This window comes from Cupriavidus lacunae (assembly GCF_003353055.1).
GTDB lineage: Bacteria > Pseudomonadota > Gammaproteobacteria > Burkholderiales > Burkholderiaceae > Cupriavidus > Cupriavidus lacunae.
Genome location: NZ_QKWJ01000021.1, coordinates 39,392 through 58,398 on the forward strand (window position 1 = coordinate 39,392; position 19,007 = coordinate 58,398).

General features: G+C 63.8%; 16 protein-coding genes and 1 pseudogene. 12 read left to right on the top strand and 5 right to left on the bottom strand.

Translation table 11 applies throughout. The features are described 5' to 3' along the window. The first annotated feature begins 181 nt into the window (after positions 1-181). The 10 genes from DN412_RS18065 to DN412_RS18110 all read left to right on the top strand — a co-directional run bounded on the left by DN412_RS18065 (position 182) and on the right by DN412_RS18110 (position 10,488). The gene (locus tag DN412_RS18065; RefSeq protein WP_115212913.1) at positions 182-1,093 is read left to right on the top strand and encodes a LysR substrate-binding domain-containing protein; all 912 of its coding nucleotides are present in this window, start codon (positions 182-184) and stop codon (positions 1,091-1,093) included. A gap of 303 nt (positions 1,094-1,396) precedes the next feature. After that, positions 1,397-2,740, top strand: coding sequence for an amidase (locus DN412_RS18070; protein WP_115212914.1), 1,344 nt, complete (start codon positions 1,397-1,399; stop codon positions 2,738-2,740). Positions 2,741-2,808: 68 nt separating this feature from the next. Beyond that, a complete protein-coding gene (locus tag DN412_RS18075) occupies positions 2,809-3,852 on the top strand; it encodes a glutathione S-transferase family protein (RefSeq protein WP_115212857.1) in 1,044 nt (347 codons plus the stop codon). 236 nt (positions 3,853-4,088) lie between these two features. Then, a complete protein-coding gene (gene pdxR / locus DN412_RS18080; protein ID WP_115212858.1) occupies positions 4,089-5,522 on the top strand; it encodes a MocR-like pyridoxine biosynthesis transcription factor PdxR in 1,434 nt (477 codons plus the stop codon). A 211-nt stretch (positions 5,523-5,733) separates the two neighbouring features. After that, on the top strand, positions 5,734-6,723 hold the full coding sequence (locus DN412_RS18085; protein ID WP_115212859.1) for an alpha/beta fold hydrolase: 990 nt from the start codon (positions 5,734-5,736) through the stop codon (positions 6,721-6,723). Positions 6,724-6,910: 187 nt separating this feature from the next. Continuing rightward, positions 6,911-7,348 (top strand): GNAT family N-acetyltransferase, encoded by a 438-nt coding sequence (locus DN412_RS18090; protein ID WP_115212860.1) that lies wholly within the window; start codon positions 6,911-6,913, stop codon positions 7,346-7,348. Positions 7,349-7,490: 142 nt separating this feature from the next. Then, on the top strand, positions 7,491-8,243 hold the full coding sequence (locus DN412_RS18095) for an SDR family oxidoreductase (RefSeq protein WP_115212861.1): 753 nt from the start codon (positions 7,491-7,493) through the stop codon (positions 8,241-8,243). Positions 8,244-8,317: 74 nt separating this feature from the next. Then, on the top strand, positions 8,318-8,797 hold the full coding sequence (locus tag DN412_RS18100; RefSeq protein WP_115212862.1) for a carboxymuconolactone decarboxylase family protein: 480 nt from the start codon (positions 8,318-8,320) through the stop codon (positions 8,795-8,797). A gap of 4 nt (positions 8,798-8,801) precedes the next feature. Beyond that, positions 8,802-9,206, top strand: a complete 405-nt coding sequence (locus DN412_RS18105) for a cupin domain-containing protein (RefSeq protein WP_115212863.1) — start codon at positions 8,802-8,804, stop codon at positions 9,204-9,206. Between the two features lie 274 nt (positions 9,207-9,480). Next, the gene (locus tag DN412_RS18110) at positions 9,481-10,488 is read left to right on the top strand and encodes a bestrophin family protein (RefSeq protein WP_115212915.1); all 1,008 of its coding nucleotides are present in this window, start codon (positions 9,481-9,483) and stop codon (positions 10,486-10,488) included. Positions 10,489-10,779: 291 nt separating this feature from the next. Here the strand turns inward: DN412_RS18110 and DN412_RS18115 are convergent, their stop codons facing one another. The 3 genes from DN412_RS18115 to DN412_RS18125 form a co-directional block, all read right to left on the bottom strand. Beyond that, positions 10,780-12,096: an HlyD/EmrA/EmrK family protein gene (locus DN412_RS18115; RefSeq protein ID WP_115212864.1), complete on the bottom strand. Its 1,317-nt coding sequence runs from the start codon at positions 12,094-12,096 to the stop codon at positions 10,780-10,782. A 41-nt stretch (positions 12,097-12,137) separates the two neighbouring features. Further along, on the bottom strand, positions 12,138-13,625 hold the full coding sequence (locus DN412_RS18120; RefSeq protein ID WP_115212865.1) for an efflux transporter outer membrane subunit: 1,488 nt from the start codon (positions 13,623-13,625) through the stop codon (positions 12,138-12,140). An 87-nt stretch (positions 13,626-13,712) separates the two neighbouring features. Beyond that, positions 13,713-14,150 (bottom strand): MarR family winged helix-turn-helix transcriptional regulator, encoded by a 438-nt coding sequence (locus DN412_RS18125; RefSeq protein ID WP_115212866.1) that lies wholly within the window; start codon positions 14,148-14,150, stop codon positions 13,713-13,715. A 268-nt stretch (positions 14,151-14,418) separates the two neighbouring features. Between DN412_RS18125 and DN412_RS18130 the strand changes: the two genes are divergently transcribed. Continuing rightward, on the top strand, positions 14,419-16,014 hold the full coding sequence (locus DN412_RS18130; RefSeq protein ID WP_115212867.1) for an MFS transporter: 1,596 nt from the start codon (positions 14,419-14,421) through the stop codon (positions 16,012-16,014). Positions 16,015-16,051: 37 nt separating this feature from the next. Beyond that, the gene (locus tag DN412_RS18135) at positions 16,052-16,513 is read left to right on the top strand and encodes a MarR family winged helix-turn-helix transcriptional regulator (RefSeq protein ID WP_115212868.1); all 462 of its coding nucleotides are present in this window, start codon (positions 16,052-16,054) and stop codon (positions 16,511-16,513) included. Positions 16,514-16,527: 14 nt separating this feature from the next. Here DN412_RS18135 and DN412_RS18140 read toward each other — a convergent pair. Beyond that, positions 16,528-17,193 (bottom strand): annotated as a pseudogene (locus tag DN412_RS18140) (response regulator). A gap of 397 nt (positions 17,194-17,590) precedes the next feature. Next, complete coding sequence (locus DN412_RS18145; protein ID WP_115212869.1) at positions 17,591-18,550, bottom strand: LysR family transcriptional regulator; 960 nt, start codon at positions 18,548-18,550, stop codon at positions 17,591-17,593. Positions 18,551-19,007 lie beyond the last annotated feature (457 nt).

Below are 19,007 nucleotides of genomic sequence, written 5' to 3' on the forward strand. Positions count from 1 at the left end.
CGACTGGCCGAACCGGCCGAGGTGGCGCACCGCGCATTGACGGTCGTGGCGCGAGCGGGCGCCGGCCACGGCAATGGGGGTCATTGGGGCGCCCGACCGTGGCACTGTGCACCCCCCTTGCAGTACCATGCGATGGCAGGCACACACCATTGGCCAACCCAACCGCTACCAAGGCAGCCAGATGCTGGACCTGAAAGACGTTTTTCACTTCGTGCAAGTGGTCGATCGCGGTGGCTTTACGTCTGCCGGCAACAGCCTGGGGCTGCCCAAGTCCACGTTAAGTCACAGGGTCAAGGAACTGGAGGCTTCGCTGGGCGTTCGCCTGATCAACCGGACCTCGCGCCAGTTTGCCTTGACCGACGTAGGCGCTGAGTTCTACCAGTACGCTGTCGCCTTGCTGCAGAGCGCCGACGTCGCGGAACAGGCGATGCGCCAGAGGCTCGCGGAACCCAGCGGGATCATCCGCGTGACGGTAGCGGTCGAGCTTGCGCAGTTTGCGCTGCGGCAGGTCCTGCCCACGTTCCTGAGCAGCCATCCCAAGGTCAGCATTGTGGAAATCGCCACGGACAGGCTCGTCGACGTTGTCGGCGAGGGCTTCGACCTGGCGCTGCGCGGACATAGCTCGGCACTGCAGGATTCCAACCTGGTCCAACGGCCCATTGTCAGAGCGCCATGGTACCTGTTTGCCGGTGCCGACTACCTCGAACGGATGCCACTGCTGGAGGCACCGGAGCAACTTGCATCCCATGCCATCGTCTCGATGGTGCGCAAAGGGCCGCTGCAGTGGCAACTGCGAGGCCCCGACGACAGGCTCGTCACCGTCCCGATCGAGCCAAGATTCCAGAGCAACAGCATGATGTCCCTGAAGGAGGCAGCCTGCGCCAACGTTGGCGTGGCAGCCTTGCCCGGGTATATCTGCCGGTCCGAGCTGCAGACCGGCGTGCTGCGGCAAGTCCTGCCGGGCTGGATCGCCGCGGATGCGCGCATCTCCGCCCTCATGCCCTATCGGACCGGACTGCTTCCCGCGGTGCGGTCGCTGGTCGATTTCCTCGCCGCAGAGCTGCCCAAGGTCACCGCGTTCGACGGCCGCTGACCCGGCACTACCTCCTCTGCCTCCAATGCCACGCGGGCCACGCCCCGTGTGTCCCGCCGGGCGTTCCATATTCATGGACGCTGCGTTCGGCGCCAGCCAGCTTCCAAGGCCGAGCCGATCAACTATCGTTTCCAACCAGGGATAAGCCAACTGCAACGTCACCCCGGAGTGGAACACATGAACCAGCTGAACTGCCAGCCACAAGACGCGATCTTCTCTGGCCACGACATACTTCCGACCGCTGTCGCGTCGCTCGACCAGCACGGCATTCGACGCGCATCCCGAACGACGGCCCCGCATTCCATGGGCTTGCGCAACGCGCGGGATGCCCTTGCCACGCGGCAGATCACCGCGACGGCATTGACGGAGCAGGCACTTGAACGCGCGGAAGCCAGCAAGCGGCTGCTCAATGCATTCTCTGCGATCGATTGGGACCGTGCCCTGAAGGCGGCCGCGGAAAGCGATCGCCGCTATGGCGAACGGCGGCCGCGGCCACTGGAAGGACTGCCCATTGCGGTCAAGGATCTGATCGACACCAAGGGCATGGAGACCCGCTACGGTTCCGCAGCCTATCTCGGTCATGTGCCGGCCGCCGATGCGGACATCGTGAATACTCTGGTGGAGCGCGGCGCGATCATCATCGGCAAGACCACGACCCACGAATTCGCGTGGGGCGTGACAACCGCCAGCGCCAGGTTTGGCGATACCCTGAATCCGCTGGACCATGCACGCATACCCGGGGGTTCCAGTGGTGGCGCCGCGGCGGCGATTGCGCACGGTGCCATCATGGCGGGCGTGGGCACGGATACTGGCGGCTCGGTCCGGATTCCCGCTGCGCTGTGCGGCGTCGTCGGATACAAGCCCACGCTCGGCACATTATCCACGCGCGGCGTGTTCCCCCTGGCGCCCACTTGCGACCACGTTGGCCTGCTCGGCGAGCAGGTCGACGACGTGCTGTTGCTCGCCGATGCCATTGACATCAAGGTTCCCGAGAGCGATGCGTGGCTGTCCGCAAGGCTGGGCGTCATTCGTGACATTGCACCGGTTCCACTGAGTCCGGAAATTGCGGTGGCATTTGATGGCGCGATGAAGCGGCTGGCGCAAGTCTTTTCCTGTGTGAACGTCAGCACGTCCGGCCTGTTCGATGCGGTATTCGGTGCCTTCGCGAGCATCGTCCTGATCGAAGGCGGCATCGAGCATTTCCGCCGCAATGACTGGGACCGTATCTCGACGCACTACAGCCCGGAAACCGTCGACCGGCTCAAACGCGCCGAAACCATGGACCTGCGCGCCTATGCGATGGCCCAGCAGGCCAGGCGAGATTTCACGGCAAGGCTGCACGAGGTGATGTCGACGGTTGACTATCTCGTGCTGCCGACATGCCCGTGCACCGCGCCGCATCTCGATGCCGGCACCGTCAGCATTGGTGCCTGGACCGGCACGGTCCGCGAGGCCCTGATGACCTATACGGCACCGTTCAATGTCGCGGGATTTCCTGCGATTTCGATTCCCCTGGCGACCGGCGAAAGCAGCCTTCCCGCTGCCTTGCAGATCGTCGCGAAGCCCGGCGACGATGGTGCGCTGCTGCAGATTGCACAGCAGATGGAGCTGATGCTGCGAACGGGCACCGTCCACGAGAGTTACTAGACGCCAGCCCTACAATCAGGAGACAACGATGAACGGTAACGCCAAACCTGAGTGCCAGGAAACCAGCAATGAGCCATGACAAATTGACGAATATGGCGGCCGGTGCCCGCGCCGCCATCGCGGACCCCGCGCGAATCTCTCTCGTGGGTAGTGACGCCAACCCGCGCTTCGAACTGTTCCACGCGGCCAGTTCGCTCTGCTCGCAGAAAGTGCGCACGGTACTGTTCGAGAAGCAGTTGCCGTATCGTTCGAACAATATGATGATCCTCGGTTCGATGGGTCCGGATGGCGTTGTTCCAGCCGAGCACTACCATCCGCCCTACGTCCGACTGCGGTTGCTTGCAGGCCGGGAAGTGGGGCGGGAACTTGTCAGCGGCTATAGCGGGCGCACGTCGGTGGAGACCGAAGGCTTCGATCCCTGCGCGGTCCCGTTGCTTGTGGACTACAAGGCTGGCCGTGTCATTGCCGATTCCAGACGGATCTGCTGCTATCTCGATGCTGTGTCGCGCGATTCCATTCATCTCGTGCCGGAAGATGCCGATGCGCGGGCCCGGGTGATGCATCAGGTGAGCATCGTCGATCAGATCCCGAACGGCACCTTGCTCTACGGCTTTCATCCCGATGCCGACCGGCGGCCTGAAGCGCTCAAGACGGCCATGGAAACGGTCTACGACTACAAGATCAAGGCGCTCGAAGCCATGATTGAGGCCAATGCCGACGATGCGGAGCTCGTTGCGGCCTATCGCGCGAAGATCGCGAAGGAGCAGGGCGGCAAGTCGGTCCGCCACGATGCGGCATTTCAGCGCGCCGCACGTCGGCACGTCGCGGGCCTCCTGGCGGACCTCGACCATGCGCTTGGTTCGTCGACACCGTACCTCAGGGGGGAATCATTCTCGCTCGGCGATGTGCTGTGGGGTGTCAACCTGGTCCGGATGGCTTATCTGGGGCTTGCGTCGATGTGGGAAAACCTGCCCAACATCGAGCGATATGTTGATGCGCTGGCCAAGCGTCCGTCCTTGTGCAAGGAGGCGGTCCAGTCCACGGTCGAATCCATGCCGCCCTCGCGCTATATGCATGTCATTGCCGGCTGCGGGGAGGCGGTGCCGGTGTAGTTCTACAGCCCGATGGCGCCGGTCAATGCCGGTGCCTGTGGCAAGAGGGGAATGGGCGGAGACTCTGAATCTCCGCCCATTTGCCTTCTCAAGCTGTTACGGGCCGGATCCCGGCGGATGCGCGCCCTGGGGTATGATCGGAGGTCAAGATCACACCCACATCCGATCCGTTGCCACGATGATTCGCGTTCCCATGCGTCGGCGTTGCGGCACTGCCCGGATACGTCTGCCAGGCTATGACGAAGTCACCGGCCCAGGTTCCATCCAATGCTGCGCCGCTGCATGAGCAGATATACGCGCGGATTCGTGCCTCGATCCAGCAAGGGCAGCTGAAACCCGGGCAGCGGGTGCCATCCTTGCGTGCGTTTGCGGGCGAGCTCGGCGTGGCGCGCGGGACCGTTCAGGTCGCCTATGAGCGGCTCTTGGGCGAAGGTTACCTGATCGCCAGAGGCCCTGCGGGGACGTTCGTCTCCGAGCAAATTGCGCCATCGCGCCCCCACCGCGTGGCCACAGCGGCTGGATCCAGCCGCACGCCACCGAACCAGGAACTTATTGAGTTTTCGATCGAAACGGATGGCGGAATCCCCGCGCCGTTGCAGCTGGGCCTTCCCGCGCTGGATGAGTTCCCGCGAAAACTATGGACGAGGTTGATGGCGCGGCAAATACGCAACGCCGGCTCGCTGACCAGGCCGGCGTCAGCTGGATTTGGCCCGCTGCGAGAAGCGCTGGCCGCTTACCTGCAGCGCTCACGGGGCATCGACGCCCAGCCGCACCAGGTGTTCGTCGTGCCGGCATATACGGCCAGCCTTGCGCTGATTGTGGATGCGCTCAGGCTGGCGGGCGAAAGCGCCTGGGTTGAGGATCCCAGCTACCCACCGACAGCCCAGTCACTCAGGCGCCTGAACCTGCAGGTCCGGAATGTGCCAGTGGATGAGCATGGCCTCGACGTCGAGTTTGGGCGTCAGCATTTTCCAGAGGCGCGCCTGGCCGTAGTGACGCCATCGCACCAGAGCCCGACTGGCGTGGCACTGACACTGCAACGTCGCGTCGAACTGCTCGACTGGGCCGGTGAGCAGGGCGCATGGATCATCGAGGACGACTACGACGGCGAGTTTCGTTACCGCGGCCACCCGTTACCGGCCTTGAAGAGCCTGGACACAGGCGACCGGGTGATCTACTGCGGCACGCTTAGCAAGGTGCTGTATCCGGGGCTTCGGCTCGCTTACGTGGTCGTGCCACAAAGTCTGGTGCCGACCATGGATCTGGCCTGCAGGCGCACGGTGCATGGCGGCTGCCCCGAACTCTTGCAAGCCGTGGCGGCGGAGTTTATTGCGCAGGGGCACTTCGCCCGGCACATCAAACGCATGCGCACGCTTTACGCGCGACGACGCGCAATGCTGGCCCAGGCGCTGGCTCCATACAAAACGGACGGCTTCACGGTTTGCCTGCAGGATGGCGGCATGCACCTTCTGCTCGACGTCAGGGACGATCTTGACGACCTGGCGATGGCCCGTCGTGCGCGCGAGGCAGGATTCGCCGTCCATTCGCTGACCGCCTGGCGGCATGGTGCGCCAGGGCGGCGTGGCTTGATGATGGGCTTTACCAATCTGCGCAGTCAGACTGAAGCCGATCGTCTGGTAGCCGAACTGATGCGCGCGCTGAAAGCATAGACGATCGTCATGGGACGCTTGACCGTTGATTCCGAATGCCGCCCATGTCGATGGCCCAGTCGAAAACGATAAACATGTGCCTGTTGGCTGTGTCATTGCCCAACTACATTGAAGCCTGCGCAAACCAGCACGCGTCGGCACCATGACCAGGAACCTGATGCTCAGACATATTCAAGGCAACGCGCGCACACGCCGATAAAGGAGTCTCACCATGTCTTCAGATCGCAGCCTCGATCAAGGCCTATCGCGACGTAACCTGCTGTTGGGCAGCGCTGCCGCAGCCAGCGCGCTGATGGCTTCCGGCTTGCCCGGACCTGCGGCGGCAGCGCCGTCGGCAGAAAAGGCGAACACCGCAAAGGCGAGCGGCAAGGCTTCAGGCGGCTACATCACGGCAAAGGACGGCACCCAGCTCTATTTCAAGGACTGGGGCGCCGGTCGCCCCGTTGTATTCAGTCATGGCTGGCCACTGAGCTCGGACAGTTGGGAATCCCAGATGATGCTCGTTGCGTCGGAGGGGTATCGCGCCGTTGCGCATGACCGTCGTGGCCACGGCCGTTCAAGCCAGCCATGGAATGGCAATGAGATGAACACTTATGCCGACGACCTGGCCACTGTGTTCGAAACCCTTGACCTGCGGGATGCCATCCTGGTGGGCTTCTCCACAGGTGGAGGCGAGGTGGCCCGGTATATCGGCCGGCATGGGACGCGACGCGTTTCAAAGGTGGTGCTGGTTTCAGCGGTGCCGCCTTTGATGGTGAAGACCGCCGCCAATCCGCGCGGACTGCCAATTGAAGTGTTCGACGGCCTGCGTGCCGCACAACTTGCCAATCGGTCGCAGTTCTACAAGGACGTGCCGGCGGGGCCGTTTTATGGCTTCAACCGTCCCGGTGCAAAGCCGTCGCAGGGGTTGATCGACGCATGGTGGGCGCAGGGCATGCAGGGTGGACACAAGAGCACGTACGACTCGATCAAGGCATTTTCTGAGACCGATTTCACCGAGGATCTCAGGAAGATCGATGTGCCGACCCTGATCATCCACGGCGACGACGATCAGATCGTGCCGATCGACGCCGCTGGACGCGCATCGGCAAAGGTCGTCAGGAACTCGAAGCTGATCGTCTACCCCGGTGCGCCGCATGGGCTCACCGACACCCACAAAGACAGATTCAACGCCGACCTGTTGGCATTCATCCGTAGTTGAAACGACGCCGCATCTGCCGGGCCCCACGAAGGCGCCGGCAGACTGGCTCACCGATCGCATGTAAAACAACTCTTAGATCACATTGCCCTATGTCGATGGCCTAGTTGAAAACGACAAACATGTGCCTGTTGACTGTGTCATCGCTCAACTACATTGAAGCCTGCACAAACCAGCACGCATCGGCACCATGACCAAGAACCTGACTCTCAGGCATGCGGAAACGGAGGACGAGATCCGTGCCTGCTTCCCTGTCATGCGGCAACTGCGCCCCAAGCTGCAAATGCCGGAAGACTTTCTCGACACCGTCACGCTGCAAAGCGGACAAGGGTACCGGCTGCTCGCGCTCTGGGACGATGGCAAAGCTGTTGCGCTGGCCGGATATCGGCGTCTTGACAACCTGATCCACGGGCGCTTTCTGTACGTCGACGACCTGATCACCGATGCCGAAGGCCGCGGGCAGGGTCATGGCGAGCGTCTGCTGCAAGCGCTTTGCGAGCTTGGGCGCACAGAAGGCTGCCAGCGACTTGTCCTGGATACCGCACTTGCGAACGCGCTGGCCCAGCGCTTCTATTTCCGTTCCGGCCTGCTCGCCAAGGGCCTCCACTTCTGCATGGAACTGCAATGAGGCCCCTCATCAAGCAGCACTGCGCCGCGTCCGGATGGATGCCAGACAGGGGAAACACGGTGCGCGCCGAGTCGATCTGGCGCGGGGATGCCGCGTTCCCTAACATGGAATCGTTCCACCTTTCTCAGCACGGAGAAGCGTCATGAAGATTGTCATCATTGGCGGGACCGGCCTGATCGGCTCGAAGACCGTCGCCATTCTGCGCCAGGGCGGCCACGAGGTCGTCGCCGCCTCGCCCAGGAGCGGTGTCAACAGCATCACCGGCGAGGGGCTCCAGGAGGCCCTGACCGGCGCTCAGGTGGTCATCGACCTTGCCAATTCCCCATCGTTTGAAGACAAGGCGGTGCTGGAATTCTTCGAGACCTCCGGCCGCAACCTTCACGCGGCGGAGACCGCAGCGGGCGTTCAGCACCATGTCGCGCTGTCCATCGTCGGCACCGACCGGACGCCCGAAAACGGCTATTTCCGCGCCAAGGTCGCGCAAGAAAAACTGATCGAGGCCTCAGGCATCCCCTACACCATCATCCGCTCGACCCAGTTCATGGAATTCATCGGCGGCATCGCCGATTCCAGTGTGCAAGGAAATGTCGTCCGCCTTTCGCCTGGGCTGTTCCAGCCGATTGCGGCGGACGACGTCGCCGCCCTCGTTGCCGATGTAGCGCTCGCGCCGCCGCGAAACGGCATCGTCGAGATCGCCGGCCCGGAGCGAGCCCCGTTCAACGAGATCGTCGCCCGCTATCTCAAGGCGGTTGGCGACCCGCGTGAAGTCGTGCGCGATCCCGAGGCCCGCTACTTCGGCGGCCGGGTCGAGGAACATTCGCTGGTGCCGTTGGGCGAGGCTCGCCTCGGTCGCATCGGCCTCGAGGAATGGATGCGTCAATCGCAACAACGATAGTCCGAAGGGCGCATGCCCACGTAAGCAGCACCGGTTTCGTCAGTACCACATTGAGCAGATCACCAGGAGCAAACATGACCCAACGTATGAATTACTTCCAGCAATCCCCGGAACTGTCCAAGAAGCTCATGGAGTTCGGCGCGCTGTTCCAGAAGACCACGATCGAAGGGCCCATTCGCGAACTCGTCGAGATTCGCGCATCGCAGCTCAATGGCTGCGCGTTCTGCGTCGACATGCATATCAAGATGGCAAAGATCCACGGCGAGCGCGAATTACGCCTGCATCATGTGGCGATCTGGCGCGAGTCGACGCTGTTCTCGCCGCGCGAACGCGCCGCGCTGGCCTGGACCGAGGTGCTGACCAGGCTTCCCGCCGACGGTGTGCCCGACGATATCTATGAGCGCGTGCGCACCCAGTACACCGAGAAGGAACTGTCGGATCTCACCTTCCTGGTGGGGGCGATCAATACCTGGAACCGCCTGAACGTGGCGTTCCGCATGGTGCCTGGTTCGTCGGACAAGGCGTTCGGGCTCGACAAGGCCAACCTGGAGTGATGCCATGAAGACGGTCACTTCCGTTGCGGCAGCACTTGTATTGTCGTGCCTGACGGTCGCACAGCCGGCCGCCGCCGCGCCGGAGGCAAGTGTCACGCCCTTGCTCACGGAGGCTTTGCCCGAGTACCCGGGGAAGGAGGCCACGATGATCATGGTGGAGTATCCGCCGGGCGCCGTCGATCCCGTGCATCGCCATGACGCACACGCCTTCGTCTATGTGCTCGAAGGCAGCATCGTCATGGGCGTCAGGGGCGGCAAGGAGGTGACGCTCAAGGCAGGCGAAACCTTCCACGAACGTCCCAACGATATCCACACCGTCGGACGCAACGCCAGCAATACACAGCCAGCAAAGTTCGTCGTGTTCCTGCTCAAGAAAAAGGGCGCGCCGATCCTGACGCCGGTGAAATAGCCGCCGTCCATGCAGGCGCCGGCAATGCCGGTGCGCACCATCCGGCCGGCAAGAGCGGCGCTACGGCATGCTCTTGCCGTGCCGCTGTTTTCGAGGGTGGCGTGAAGGGTTGTGGGACGGAAATTGATACTACGCCGGTTTCTTGGCAATATCACCATGAAAAAATCAGGTCCTGGGCCGCGATCTGGTCAGTGGTGAGGGCGGTTGGCCGTATTGCCTGCGGCAGTTCGGACCTCGGATCTGCGACCTGCCGCACCGCCGCGAGATGCGCACCATGCACCTGGGAAAATCGTACACAGTATCCGAGTTCACGTTCTGGTCGAGACGGCAACTTTATGCCTCGCTGGCATGCGGTTCGCTGCCCGTAGTCCTTTATCATTTCTTCGGGCTGAAATGGCTGTCGATCCCGGTCTCGGTTGTGGTGCTGCTGGGTACCGCCACGTCATTCATCGTGGGTTTCCGGAACGTGCAGACCTACAGCAGGGCCTTGGAGGCACAGCAGATCTGGACTGAGATCCTGAACGGCAGCCGGTGTCTGGGTGTGATGAGCCGGGATTTTCTGGCAGGGCAGGCGGGCGGGCGGGATCTGGTTCTCCGGCATTGCGCGTGGCTGACGGCGCTCCGCTATCAACTGAGAACCCCAAGGATCTGGGAAAGCGCGGGCAAGGCATCCAACGTGGAGTACCGGAAGTACTACCGGGTTCCAGAGTGGGAGACTCCATTGGAACAAGCGCTTGCGCGGTATCTGCCCCAGGCCGAGCTCGACTCGCTTGCGCACGCCGAGAGCAAGACAAGCCGGTTGCTGGGAACGCAGTCCGCGACGATCAGGCGATTCCTTGACGCTGGCGAGATCAGCAATGCCTTCTATCTGGAGTTGGTAGCATCGATCAGAGGCTTCTTCGCGCAGCAAGGACGGGCGGAGCGTATCAAGGACTATCCGTATCCCAGGCAATATGCGGTCGTCAACAAGCTCTTTGTCCGTACCTTTTGTTTGCTACTGCCTTTTGGCATTCTTACGGAGTTCGAAAAGCTCAATGCCAGCGTTTCAGGCGTCATGCATGGCAATATGATCTGGCTGGTCATTCCATTTAGCACGATGATCTCCTGGATGTACCTCGCGCTGGAGCAAGTGGGCGAAAGCACGGAGAACCCGTTCGAAGGAAACGCCAATGATGTGCCCATGGCACAGATCTGCCGGAAGATCGAACACGAACTCATGGACATGCTGGGCGAGAAGTGCGATATCCCCGCGCCGACGGCCGAGCACGGTATCGTCCTCTGACCACTCAAGCTTATCGCTTTCCCACCTCCGACCATTTAGAACCCATTTCACAATGAAGCAGGGGCGCGAAGGCTGCTGCCGGGCCGCAGGGCCAGGCGTGGCCGACGCCGCGTGGTTATTCCACGCAATCCAGCTGCAACAACGCCATGCGGCCCGGCAGCAGCCTTCCCTGCGGGTTCAAGCCAGGCGCGGCGCATGCGTCGTTGCGGGCCTTGACCTTGGAATGACCAAGGCCGGCGGCCCTGATGCGTCAGTCAAATTGGCGCGGGAAGGCGATTGGCGTGATGCCGCTCATGCGCCGGAGGCGGTGCCGGCAGCTTGTGCCGTGCGCTTGATCGCCTGAGGTTGCTGCGCAACTTGCGAAGCTTGTGATGACTGACCTACAGCTGACGTGCCGTTGCTGTTCTGCGCGATGATCCGCGTGATCACGCGGTCGGCCTCTTCGCCGTAGCGCTGGAACACTTCGGTGCGATAGGCGGTGCGATAGGTGGTGAGTTCGGGCACTTCCGCGCCCGGGCTCAGGTGTGAACCGGAGTTCTTGCGCGTTTCGACGTCGACCTGCATCGACAGGCCGATCTGCAGCGGATGTTTGCGCAGATCCGCCGGATCGAGCTGGATGCGCACCGGCAGGCGCTGCACGACCTTGATCCAGTTGCCCGTGGCGTTCTGCGCCGGCAGTGCCGAGAACGCGCTTCCTGTGCCTGCCGACAAGCCGATCACCTTGCCGTGATAGGTCACGCTGCTGCCATACAGGTCAGCATGCAGCTCGACCATCTGGCCGATGCGGATACGCTTGAGTTGCACCTCTTTGAAGTTGGCATCGACCCACACGCCGTCGAGCGGCACGATGGCCATCAGCGGGTTGCCGGGGGCGACGCGCTGGCCCACCTGCACCGAGCGCCGCGCGACGTAGCCGGTCACGGGTGCCGGCAGCGTGTTGCGGGCGTTGGCCAGGTAGGCGTCGCGCACCTTGGCGGAGGCGGCCTGCACGCTGGGATGGTCGGCGACGCTCGTCTTGTCGGTCAGCGCATGGTTGGCGGCAAGCTGCTGGCGGGCGGTCTCGAGCGCGGCTTCGGCGCTCTTGACGGCGTCACCGGCATGCGCCACATCTTCCGCGGCAACGGCGCCGGATTCGGCCACCTCGGTGCGGCGGCGCAGGTCGTCCCGGGCGCGGGCCAGGTCGGCCTGGCGTTGCTGCACAGTGGCGCCGAGCACGTCATTGTTGACGTAGAGCGCGCTGACCTGGCGCACGGTCTGGCCGAGGGTGGCCTCCGCATTGGACAGCGCCACCGTTGCATCGGCAGCGTCGAGCGTCACCACAGGTTCGCCGGCCTTCACGATCTGCGTGTCATCGGCATTCACCGCGATCACCGTGCCGGCGACCTGCGGCGTGAGCTGGACGAGGTTGCCGTTGACGTAGGCGTCGTCGGTGTCCTCGTGGAAACGGGCCACCGTGTAGTAGTAGGCGCCATAGCCGGAGGCGGCGAGCGCGGTGGTCAGTCCGAGCAGAGCGAGCAGCCGCTTGCGGGTGTTCCTGGCGGACGTCGGGGCGGCCGCGGCGGGCGCGGTTTGCTGGTCGGCCGGGGTGGTCTTGGTCGTATCGTTCATGGCGTCATCTGCAACTGTGTTTGTTTGCGTCGAGAGGAGAGTCAGCGGACCGGGGCCGCCTTTGTGGTCGATTCGGAGGCATCGGTAAAGCCGCCGCCCAGCGCGGCGGCCAGCGCAATCTGCCGGTCGCGGCGGTTCATGCGCAGGTTGGCCACCACCTGGCTGCTGCGCAGCGCGTTGGTCTGTGCGTTCAGTACGGTCAGTTGCGTGGTCAGGCCGGCCTTGTACTGCGCCAGCGCCAGCGTCAGGGCGCGTTGCGCGGCGGTGTCGCTGCGTACGGCGTTGTCGATCTGCGCGTCGACGGCGCGGATGTCAGAGAGCTGGGTGGCCACGTCGGTCAGGGCGTTCACCAGCGTCTCGTTGTAGTTTGCGACCGCGAAGTCGAAATCTGCATAACGGCCCTTGAGCTGGGCGCGCAGCGCGCCGCCGTCGAAGATCGGCAGGTGGATCGCGGCGCCGGCCGAGGCGGTGCGGCTGGCTGCGCGCAGGAAGCGGCCCCACCCGATGGCATCCAGGCCGATCATCGCCGTCAGGTTGATGTCCGGGTAGAACTCGGCCTTGGCCACCTTGATGTCGTGCAGGGTGGCGTCGACACGCCAGCGCGCGGCAACGATGTCGGGGCGGCGCGAGACCAGGTCGGCCGGCAGGTTGTCGGGCAGGCGGACTTCGTCGCCGGCGCCGAGGCTGGGGCGGGTGATCGCCAGGCCGCGGTCCGGGACCTGGCCGAGCAGCGCGCCGAGCTTGTAGCGGGTACGCTGGATGCTGCCTTCCAGCGCGGCGACGGCAACTTCGCTGGCGGCGAGATTGGCCTCGGCGGTGCGCTTCTCGACGTCGGTCTCCAGGCCCATGGTCACCCGGCCGTTGGTCACGCGCAGCACTTCGCGGCGCTGTCTGACTTCGTCCCTGGAGATATCAAGCAACGTGTAGAGGCGGGCCAGTTCGTTGTAGGCGCGCGCGATGGCGCTGCTCAGCGTCAGCTTGACCTGCTCGGCCTCGGCTTCGCTGGCATGCACACCAGACACCGCGGACTTCAGCGCCTCGCGGTTCTTGCCCCACAGGTCGAGATCATACGAGGCGTTGATGAACGCCTTGTTCTCCGACTGCCACGTCCCGGCGAACTGCGGCGGCACCATCGCGCTTTCCGTGTAGCGCTGGCGGTTGAACGAATAGCCGGCGCCCACCTGCGGCAGCGTGTTGGCATTGGCGCCCTCGCTGAACGCCACCGCGGAAGCCACGCGGGCACGGGCCTTTTCCAGTGACGGGCTGCCTTGCAGCGCTGCCGCGATCAATCCCTTGAGTTGGGCGTCGCCGAACTGGTCGGCCCAGTCCGCCGAAGGCCAGTGGCCTTGCTCGGCCGGGATGCTTTGCGTGGTGGCGTAGCCGGTGGGTTCGGCGAATCGCTTGTCGCTACGGATACCGGCATAGTTGGCACAGGCGCTCAGCACTGCAGCTAGCAGCACCGAGAGGAGGGAACCGGCAAGTCGGCGGGCCAGGCTGAGCGCGGCCGGGCGAGTAATTTGACTGTGCATTGTCTGATCTGTCAGTTAAATGGGTAAAAAAACGGGCTCAGACCTCTCAACCTTGACCAATCAACCAAATGGGCAAAAAAGACGCGTTCAGGCGTCCGCAAATTTGGCGAGTAACCGACGGAACTCGGCAAATTCTTCCTTGCTGAAGTTCCTGAGGCGCTGATTGAGTACTTTGGGGGCCACATCCGGGATGCGATCGGCAACTTCCTGGCCCTTCCGGGTCACAGTCAGGTTGACCACACGGCGATCGTCGATACTGCGGCTGCGTGACAGCAGGCCCTTGGCCTCCAGCTTGTCCAGCATGCGGGTCATCAGCCCGGTGTCGATGCCGAGCAACTTGCTCAGCTCGAATGGGGTGGCAGCAAGGCCATGCGTGAGCGACATCAGGATTCCCATTTGCTGGCCAGTGATGTCCAGATCCTTCAGTGCCGCATCCATTTCCATCAGCAGCGTGTTGCGGGCACGGTTGAGGAAGAAACCGATGCTCTTGGTGATCTGGAAGTTTTCCTTTGTGTAGTGGTCCATGGCGGGTTTCCTTGCTTGCAGATGAGACAATATCTGATCTGTCAGATAGTTGCAAGGAGGGCAACCGTACTTTTCATGCAAAATCTGGCGGTTTCGCAGAAAGCCTTTGTGGACAAGGGGTTTCCGGCAAGCCCATGCCTGTTGGCGGTTGCGAATGAGGGGAGGGCTTGTCCGACCGACTTTATTTCTCGCGATCAGCGTGGCGCGCCCGCGGCCTCCGCTCTTGTCCTATAATTCTTGACAACACAACGATTGACCGAGCAATAAAATGACATCCGAGCCACATAGCGCTCCGCCCACTGGCCAAGTCCTGCCCTTTCGCGAATCCCTGATGGCCATGCTGGGCGTGGCCTTCGTGGTGATGCTGGTGGCGCTTGACCAGACCGTGGTTGGCACCGCGTTGCCGACCGTGGTGGCAGAACTGCAGGGCTTCGAGTACTACGCGTGGGTCGCCACGGCCTATCTGCTGACGTCGGTGATCACGGTGCCGGTGTTCGGGCGGCTGGGTGACTACTACGGACGCAAGCCGTTCGTGCTGGCGTCGATCGTGGTGTTCTCGGTGGCCTCGGCGCTGTGCGGCATGGCGCCGAGCATGCCGTTCCTGGTGCTGGCGCGCGCGCTGCAAGGCATTGGCGGCGGCATGCTGGTCGGCACGGCCTTCGCCTGCATTGCCGACCTCTTTCCGGATTCACACGTGCGGCTGCGCTGGCAGGTGATGCTGAGCGCATCGTTCGGCATTGCCAACGCGGTGGGGCCGTCGCTGGGTGGCCTGCTCACGGAGTGGTACGGCTGGCGCGCGGTGTTCTATGTCAACCTGCCGGTCGGCGTGCTGGGCCTGTGGTTCGCCTGGCGCTACCTGCCGCATATGCGCCAGCAGGCGCACAGCGGGCCGATCCGCGTGGACTGGCTCGGCGCCTTGCTGATCGCGGCGGGGCTGGGCAGCATGCAGATGAGCGTGGAACTGCTGCCCGAACGCGGCTTCGATGCCTACACCGCCGGCCTGCTGGCGTTGGCCGTGGTGGCGCTGGTGGCGCTGTGGCACTGGGAGCGGCGCTGCGCCAACCCGATCCTGCCGGTGGAGATGTTCCGTGACCCGGGGCTGGCACCGTTGTTCAGGCTCTCGGTATGCGCGGGCTTCACCATGTTCGCGCTGTTGCTGTATGCGCCGCTGCTGTTCCAGGGCGGCTTCGGCTACTCGCCGAAGGACGCGGGCGTGCTGATCACGCCGCTGGTGGTCTGCATCACCGTGGGCAGCATTCTCAATGGCCGCCTCGTTACCCGTATCCGCCGACCGAACTCCATGCTTTACGCCGGCTTCGGCATGCTGGCGCTGTCCTGCCTGGGTCTGTCGCAGGCGACCCGCAGCATGCCGCACGGCGTGTTGATGGCGATCATGCTGGTCGGCGGCCTTGGCCTTGGGTTCATCATGCCGAACCTGACGGTGTTCGCGCAGCAGACCGCCGGACGCGAGCATTTGGGCATCGCCACGGCGATGCTGCAGTCGCTGCGCATGGTGGGCGGCATGGTCGGCACGGCGGTCGTGGGCACGCTGGTGACGCGCAGCTATACCGGCGGCGTGGAACATGCGCTGTCGGCGGCCAATGCCGCCCAATGGGCGGCGCGCATGGCCGACCCGCAGGTGCTGATCGACAAGGCTGCGCAAGTCGCGCTGCTGGGCCAGCTTGAACAGGCCGGTCACAACGGCGCACTGTTGCTGGAGCAGGCGCGTGTGTCGCTGGTCAGCTCCATCCATCTCGGCCTGGTGGTGGCCGCCGCGGCCGCGGCACTGGGCGTCTGGTGCGCCCGCCAGGTGCCGTCGATCACGCTGACCCGGGCGCCGGCGCCCGCGATGGCCGCGGACTGACCAGCCGGCCTGCAGCAACCCACACCGAGGAGAACGGATGGAACTGGAGCGACAAAGCGTGGCCGTATTGCAGCAGTTCGGCCGGAGCTACCGCGCCTATGCAGCGGCGTTCGAACAGCGCATAGGACTGCCCTTGCCACGCTGGCGCATCCTGCACGCACTGCATCACCAGGAGGGCGCCATCGCCCAGAAGGCGCTGGCCGACCACGTCGGCATGGACCCCGGTGCGCTGACGCGCCAGCTGAAGGCCATGCAGGAGCTGGGCTGGGTGGAGCGCAGCACGTCCGAGCGCGACAATCGCGTGACCCACGTCACGCTGTCGCGGACCGGCCAGGAGGTGGTGGCGCGCGCCATGCCGCTGCGCTCGTCATTTCTAGAGGACGTGCTGTCGGAGGTGTCGCCGGCGACCATGCAAGAGCTGTCGCGCGGCCTGGCACGGCTTGAGGCCGGCATCGCGCACGCGCAGGCCCGCGCGGCGCAGGAGGCCGACGCCGCCTGACCGGGTGATGGCGCTCAGCCGCTCAGCAGCATGCCGTTGAGCGCGGCAAACTCGAACAGCTCGCGGTCGTTGGTGACTCCGAGCTTCTGCATGGCGCAATTCTTCTGCCGGCTGATGGTCTTGACGCTGCGGCATAGCTGGATGGCGATCTCGCTGACGGATCGTCCGGTCAGGTACAGCCGCAGGACTTCCATTTCGCGCCGCGACAGGCGTTCCGCGCCGGCGTGGCCTGGCGCGATCGGGCTGCCCGGGTCAGCCTGGGACAGCACCTCCATTGCCGATTTGCCGATGTAGTGGAAGCCGCGCTGGATGCGGCAGACCATGGTGACCAGTTCGGACAGCGGCGCATCCTTCAGTACCAGCCCGTGCACCTAGGTGTCGAGGATGGAACGCAGCACCAGCGGATTGGTGATCATCGTCAGCACGATCACGGCCAGCGACGGATGCCGGCGGCGCAGGCTGGCGAGCAGCCGCAACCCGTCGCTGTTGCCTTCGCCGTGCGCTGGCATGTGGTAGTCGGTGATCACGACATCGGGGCGCAGGCTGTCGATGCCGTTGAGCAAGGCTGTGGCGCTGGTCACGCTGCCACAGACCTCCCAGCCGGTCTGTGTATGCAAGCGGTCCGCGACGGCCGCCGAGACCAGGGGGTGGTCATCGGCAAGGAGGATCCTCAATGCCATCTGGTTGCTCCTCGATTCGTGTTCGTGGCAGCGCCGGCATCAAGAAAACGCCGCACGTCAGCAAGACGTGCGGCGCAAAAACGACGCCAAACAATACGACGCCAGACAACTGCATGCACGGCCGACGATCCGGGCCAAACGGGAGACGGCCGGATCGCGGCAATGCCATGGCAGGATATCGGCCGCGCTGTCGGACGAAACTAGGAAGATTCGCAAAGCGCCACCGTGGCGGAAGGCCTGCGCCGGCCAGCGCGCGCGAGTGTAGCGCGCTCTGGCCGCTCGAAAATATGTCTCAAAACTGTGATAAACGACGCAGGCCCGCGGCGATGGACCAATGAAAAAGGGCGCTGGCGCCATTCGGCTGCCAGCGCCCTCGCGCCATCCGGGTCAGTCTGCGTCAGGCGGCAGCGGGCTGAGCCTGTGCCGCGGACCGCCCGTTGCGGCGGCCGTCGATGGCCTTGAGCGGATCGCGCAGCACGGTGCTGCCGACCTCCAGGATGTCGCGCAGCACGCCCTGGTCGCGGCTGGATTCCGGGGACCAGAAATGCAGGGCGGCCCATTCCGGGAAGCTGCTCGGCGGTGCCATCAGGCGGGTCATGCGCTCGCGCGTGACCAGTGGCACGTTGAAGTCCAGCACCGGACAGATGCCGCCGGCGGAATGCAGCAGCGTGATCTGCGTATGCCATGACGGCACCACGGTCTCGCGATGGCCGGGCGTGCTGGCCTGCCGGCTCAGGAAGGCCCGCAGCGGGCTGCCGGCTTCGCTGTCTTCCTGCAGCAGGATCCAGTCGCTCTCGCCTTCATCATGGCTGCCCCCGCGCGTGGCGCTGACCAGCCGGCGCGGCGTGGCCATGATGTTGTGCTGGCGCACGCGCTCCGGATCGTGCCCGTTGTCGACGACAAAGGCGCAGTCGAGGTCGCCGGTGCCGAGGTGGCCGGCAAGCGCCGCGTCGGCAATGACGGGCCGCGTGACAAAGCTGTCCTGCGGAAACTGCTCGCACAGCGCAGTCAGGATCTCGGTGATGACCGGATCGCCGATCGATGAGGAAAAACCGATGGAGACGCGTCTGCCGCCGTCGCGCCGCTTGCTCAGGCCCGGCTCGCCGGGGCGCACCAGCTGGTTCCATTTGGCCAGGATCTGGCGCGCTGTCTGCTCGAGGCGCAGCGCATGCGGCGTGGGCTCGAGCATGCCGTTGCGCTTGACGAACAACTGGTCGCCGGTGATCTCGCGCAAGCGCGCGAGGCTGTAGGCCACCGTGGGCACGCGTCCCTGGGTGCAGGCCGCGACAGCACTCAGGTCGCGGTACTCCATGACGAGGACAAAGACATGCAACAACTTCGTGCTGACGTGACGCATTCCGACTTCTCCCGATTCATGACTCTGTTTCTCTTTTTATTGTTTGTCCGATGCCTGCAGTAGTGCGCCAGACAAGGCGCGCAGGGTGCGCGATGGCGCACCGGATTACCCCACTACTGGACTGCATGCTGGCTGGTGCGGGCTGCCGGGCCGCGCCTCTGCCGGCGCCGCGAGGGCCGCCGAGCGAAGATGCGCGAAATTTAGTTGTGCCGAGGAAGCTTAATACAAGCTAAAGAAAAGTGATAGAAACTTGAATTGATGACAGACTTCTAATTTTGTTTTCCGCGGCTTTGTATTGACCCCCGTACATGGCTTGAAATCAAGGTTTCCGGGTAATTCCCGGCATCACAAGCATGCTAAATATCGGCTTACATCCCCCGCCTGGGTGAAATACGACGGCAATCAGTCTAAGCAGATTCCAAATTGGAATAACGAAATCTGGCAATGCGTGCCCGGC

Excerpts from the sequence above, each read along its gene's own strand:
- DN412_RS18065 (WP_115212913.1), top strand. The coding sequence starts at position 182 with ATGCTGGACCTGAAAGACGTTTTTCACTTCGTGCAAGTGGTCGATCGC.
- DN412_RS18070 (WP_115212914.1), top strand. The coding sequence starts at position 1,397 with ATGGGCTTGCGCAACGCGCGGGATGCCCTTGCCACGCGGCAGATCACC.
- DN412_RS18075 (WP_115212857.1), top strand. The coding sequence starts at position 2,809 with ATGAGCCATGACAAATTGACGAATATGGCGGCCGGTGCCCGCGCCGCC.
- pdxR (WP_115212858.1), top strand. The coding sequence starts at position 4,089 with ATGACGAAGTCACCGGCCCAGGTTCCATCCAATGCTGCGCCGCTGCAT.
- DN412_RS18085 (WP_115212859.1), top strand. The coding sequence starts at position 5,734 with ATGTCTTCAGATCGCAGCCTCGATCAAGGCCTATCGCGACGTAACCTG.
- DN412_RS18090 (WP_115212860.1), top strand. The coding sequence starts at position 6,911 with ATGACCAAGAACCTGACTCTCAGGCATGCGGAAACGGAGGACGAGATC.
- DN412_RS18095 (WP_115212861.1), top strand. The coding sequence starts at position 7,491 with ATGAAGATTGTCATCATTGGCGGGACCGGCCTGATCGGCTCGAAGACC.
- DN412_RS18100 (WP_115212862.1), top strand. The coding sequence starts at position 8,318 with ATGACCCAACGTATGAATTACTTCCAGCAATCCCCGGAACTGTCCAAG.
- DN412_RS18105 (WP_115212863.1), top strand. The coding sequence starts at position 8,802 with ATGAAGACGGTCACTTCCGTTGCGGCAGCACTTGTATTGTCGTGCCTG.
- DN412_RS18110 (WP_115212915.1), top strand. The coding sequence starts at position 9,481 with ATGCACCTGGGAAAATCGTACACAGTATCCGAGTTCACGTTCTGGTCG.
- DN412_RS18115 (WP_115212864.1), bottom strand. The coding sequence starts at position 12,096 with ATGAACGATACGACCAAGACCACCCCGGCCGACCAGCAAACCGCGCCC.
- DN412_RS18120 (WP_115212865.1), bottom strand. The coding sequence starts at position 13,625 with ATGCACAGTCAAATTACTCGCCCGGCCGCGCTCAGCCTGGCCCGCCGA.
- DN412_RS18125 (WP_115212866.1), bottom strand. The coding sequence starts at position 14,150 with ATGGACCACTACACAAAGGAAAACTTCCAGATCACCAAGAGCATCGGT.
- DN412_RS18130 (WP_115212867.1), top strand. The coding sequence starts at position 14,419 with ATGACATCCGAGCCACATAGCGCTCCGCCCACTGGCCAAGTCCTGCCC.
- DN412_RS18135 (WP_115212868.1), top strand. The coding sequence starts at position 16,052 with ATGGAACTGGAGCGACAAAGCGTGGCCGTATTGCAGCAGTTCGGCCGG.
- DN412_RS18145 (WP_115212869.1), bottom strand. The coding sequence starts at position 18,550 with ATGCGTCACGTCAGCACGAAGTTGTTGCATGTCTTTGTCCTCGTCATG.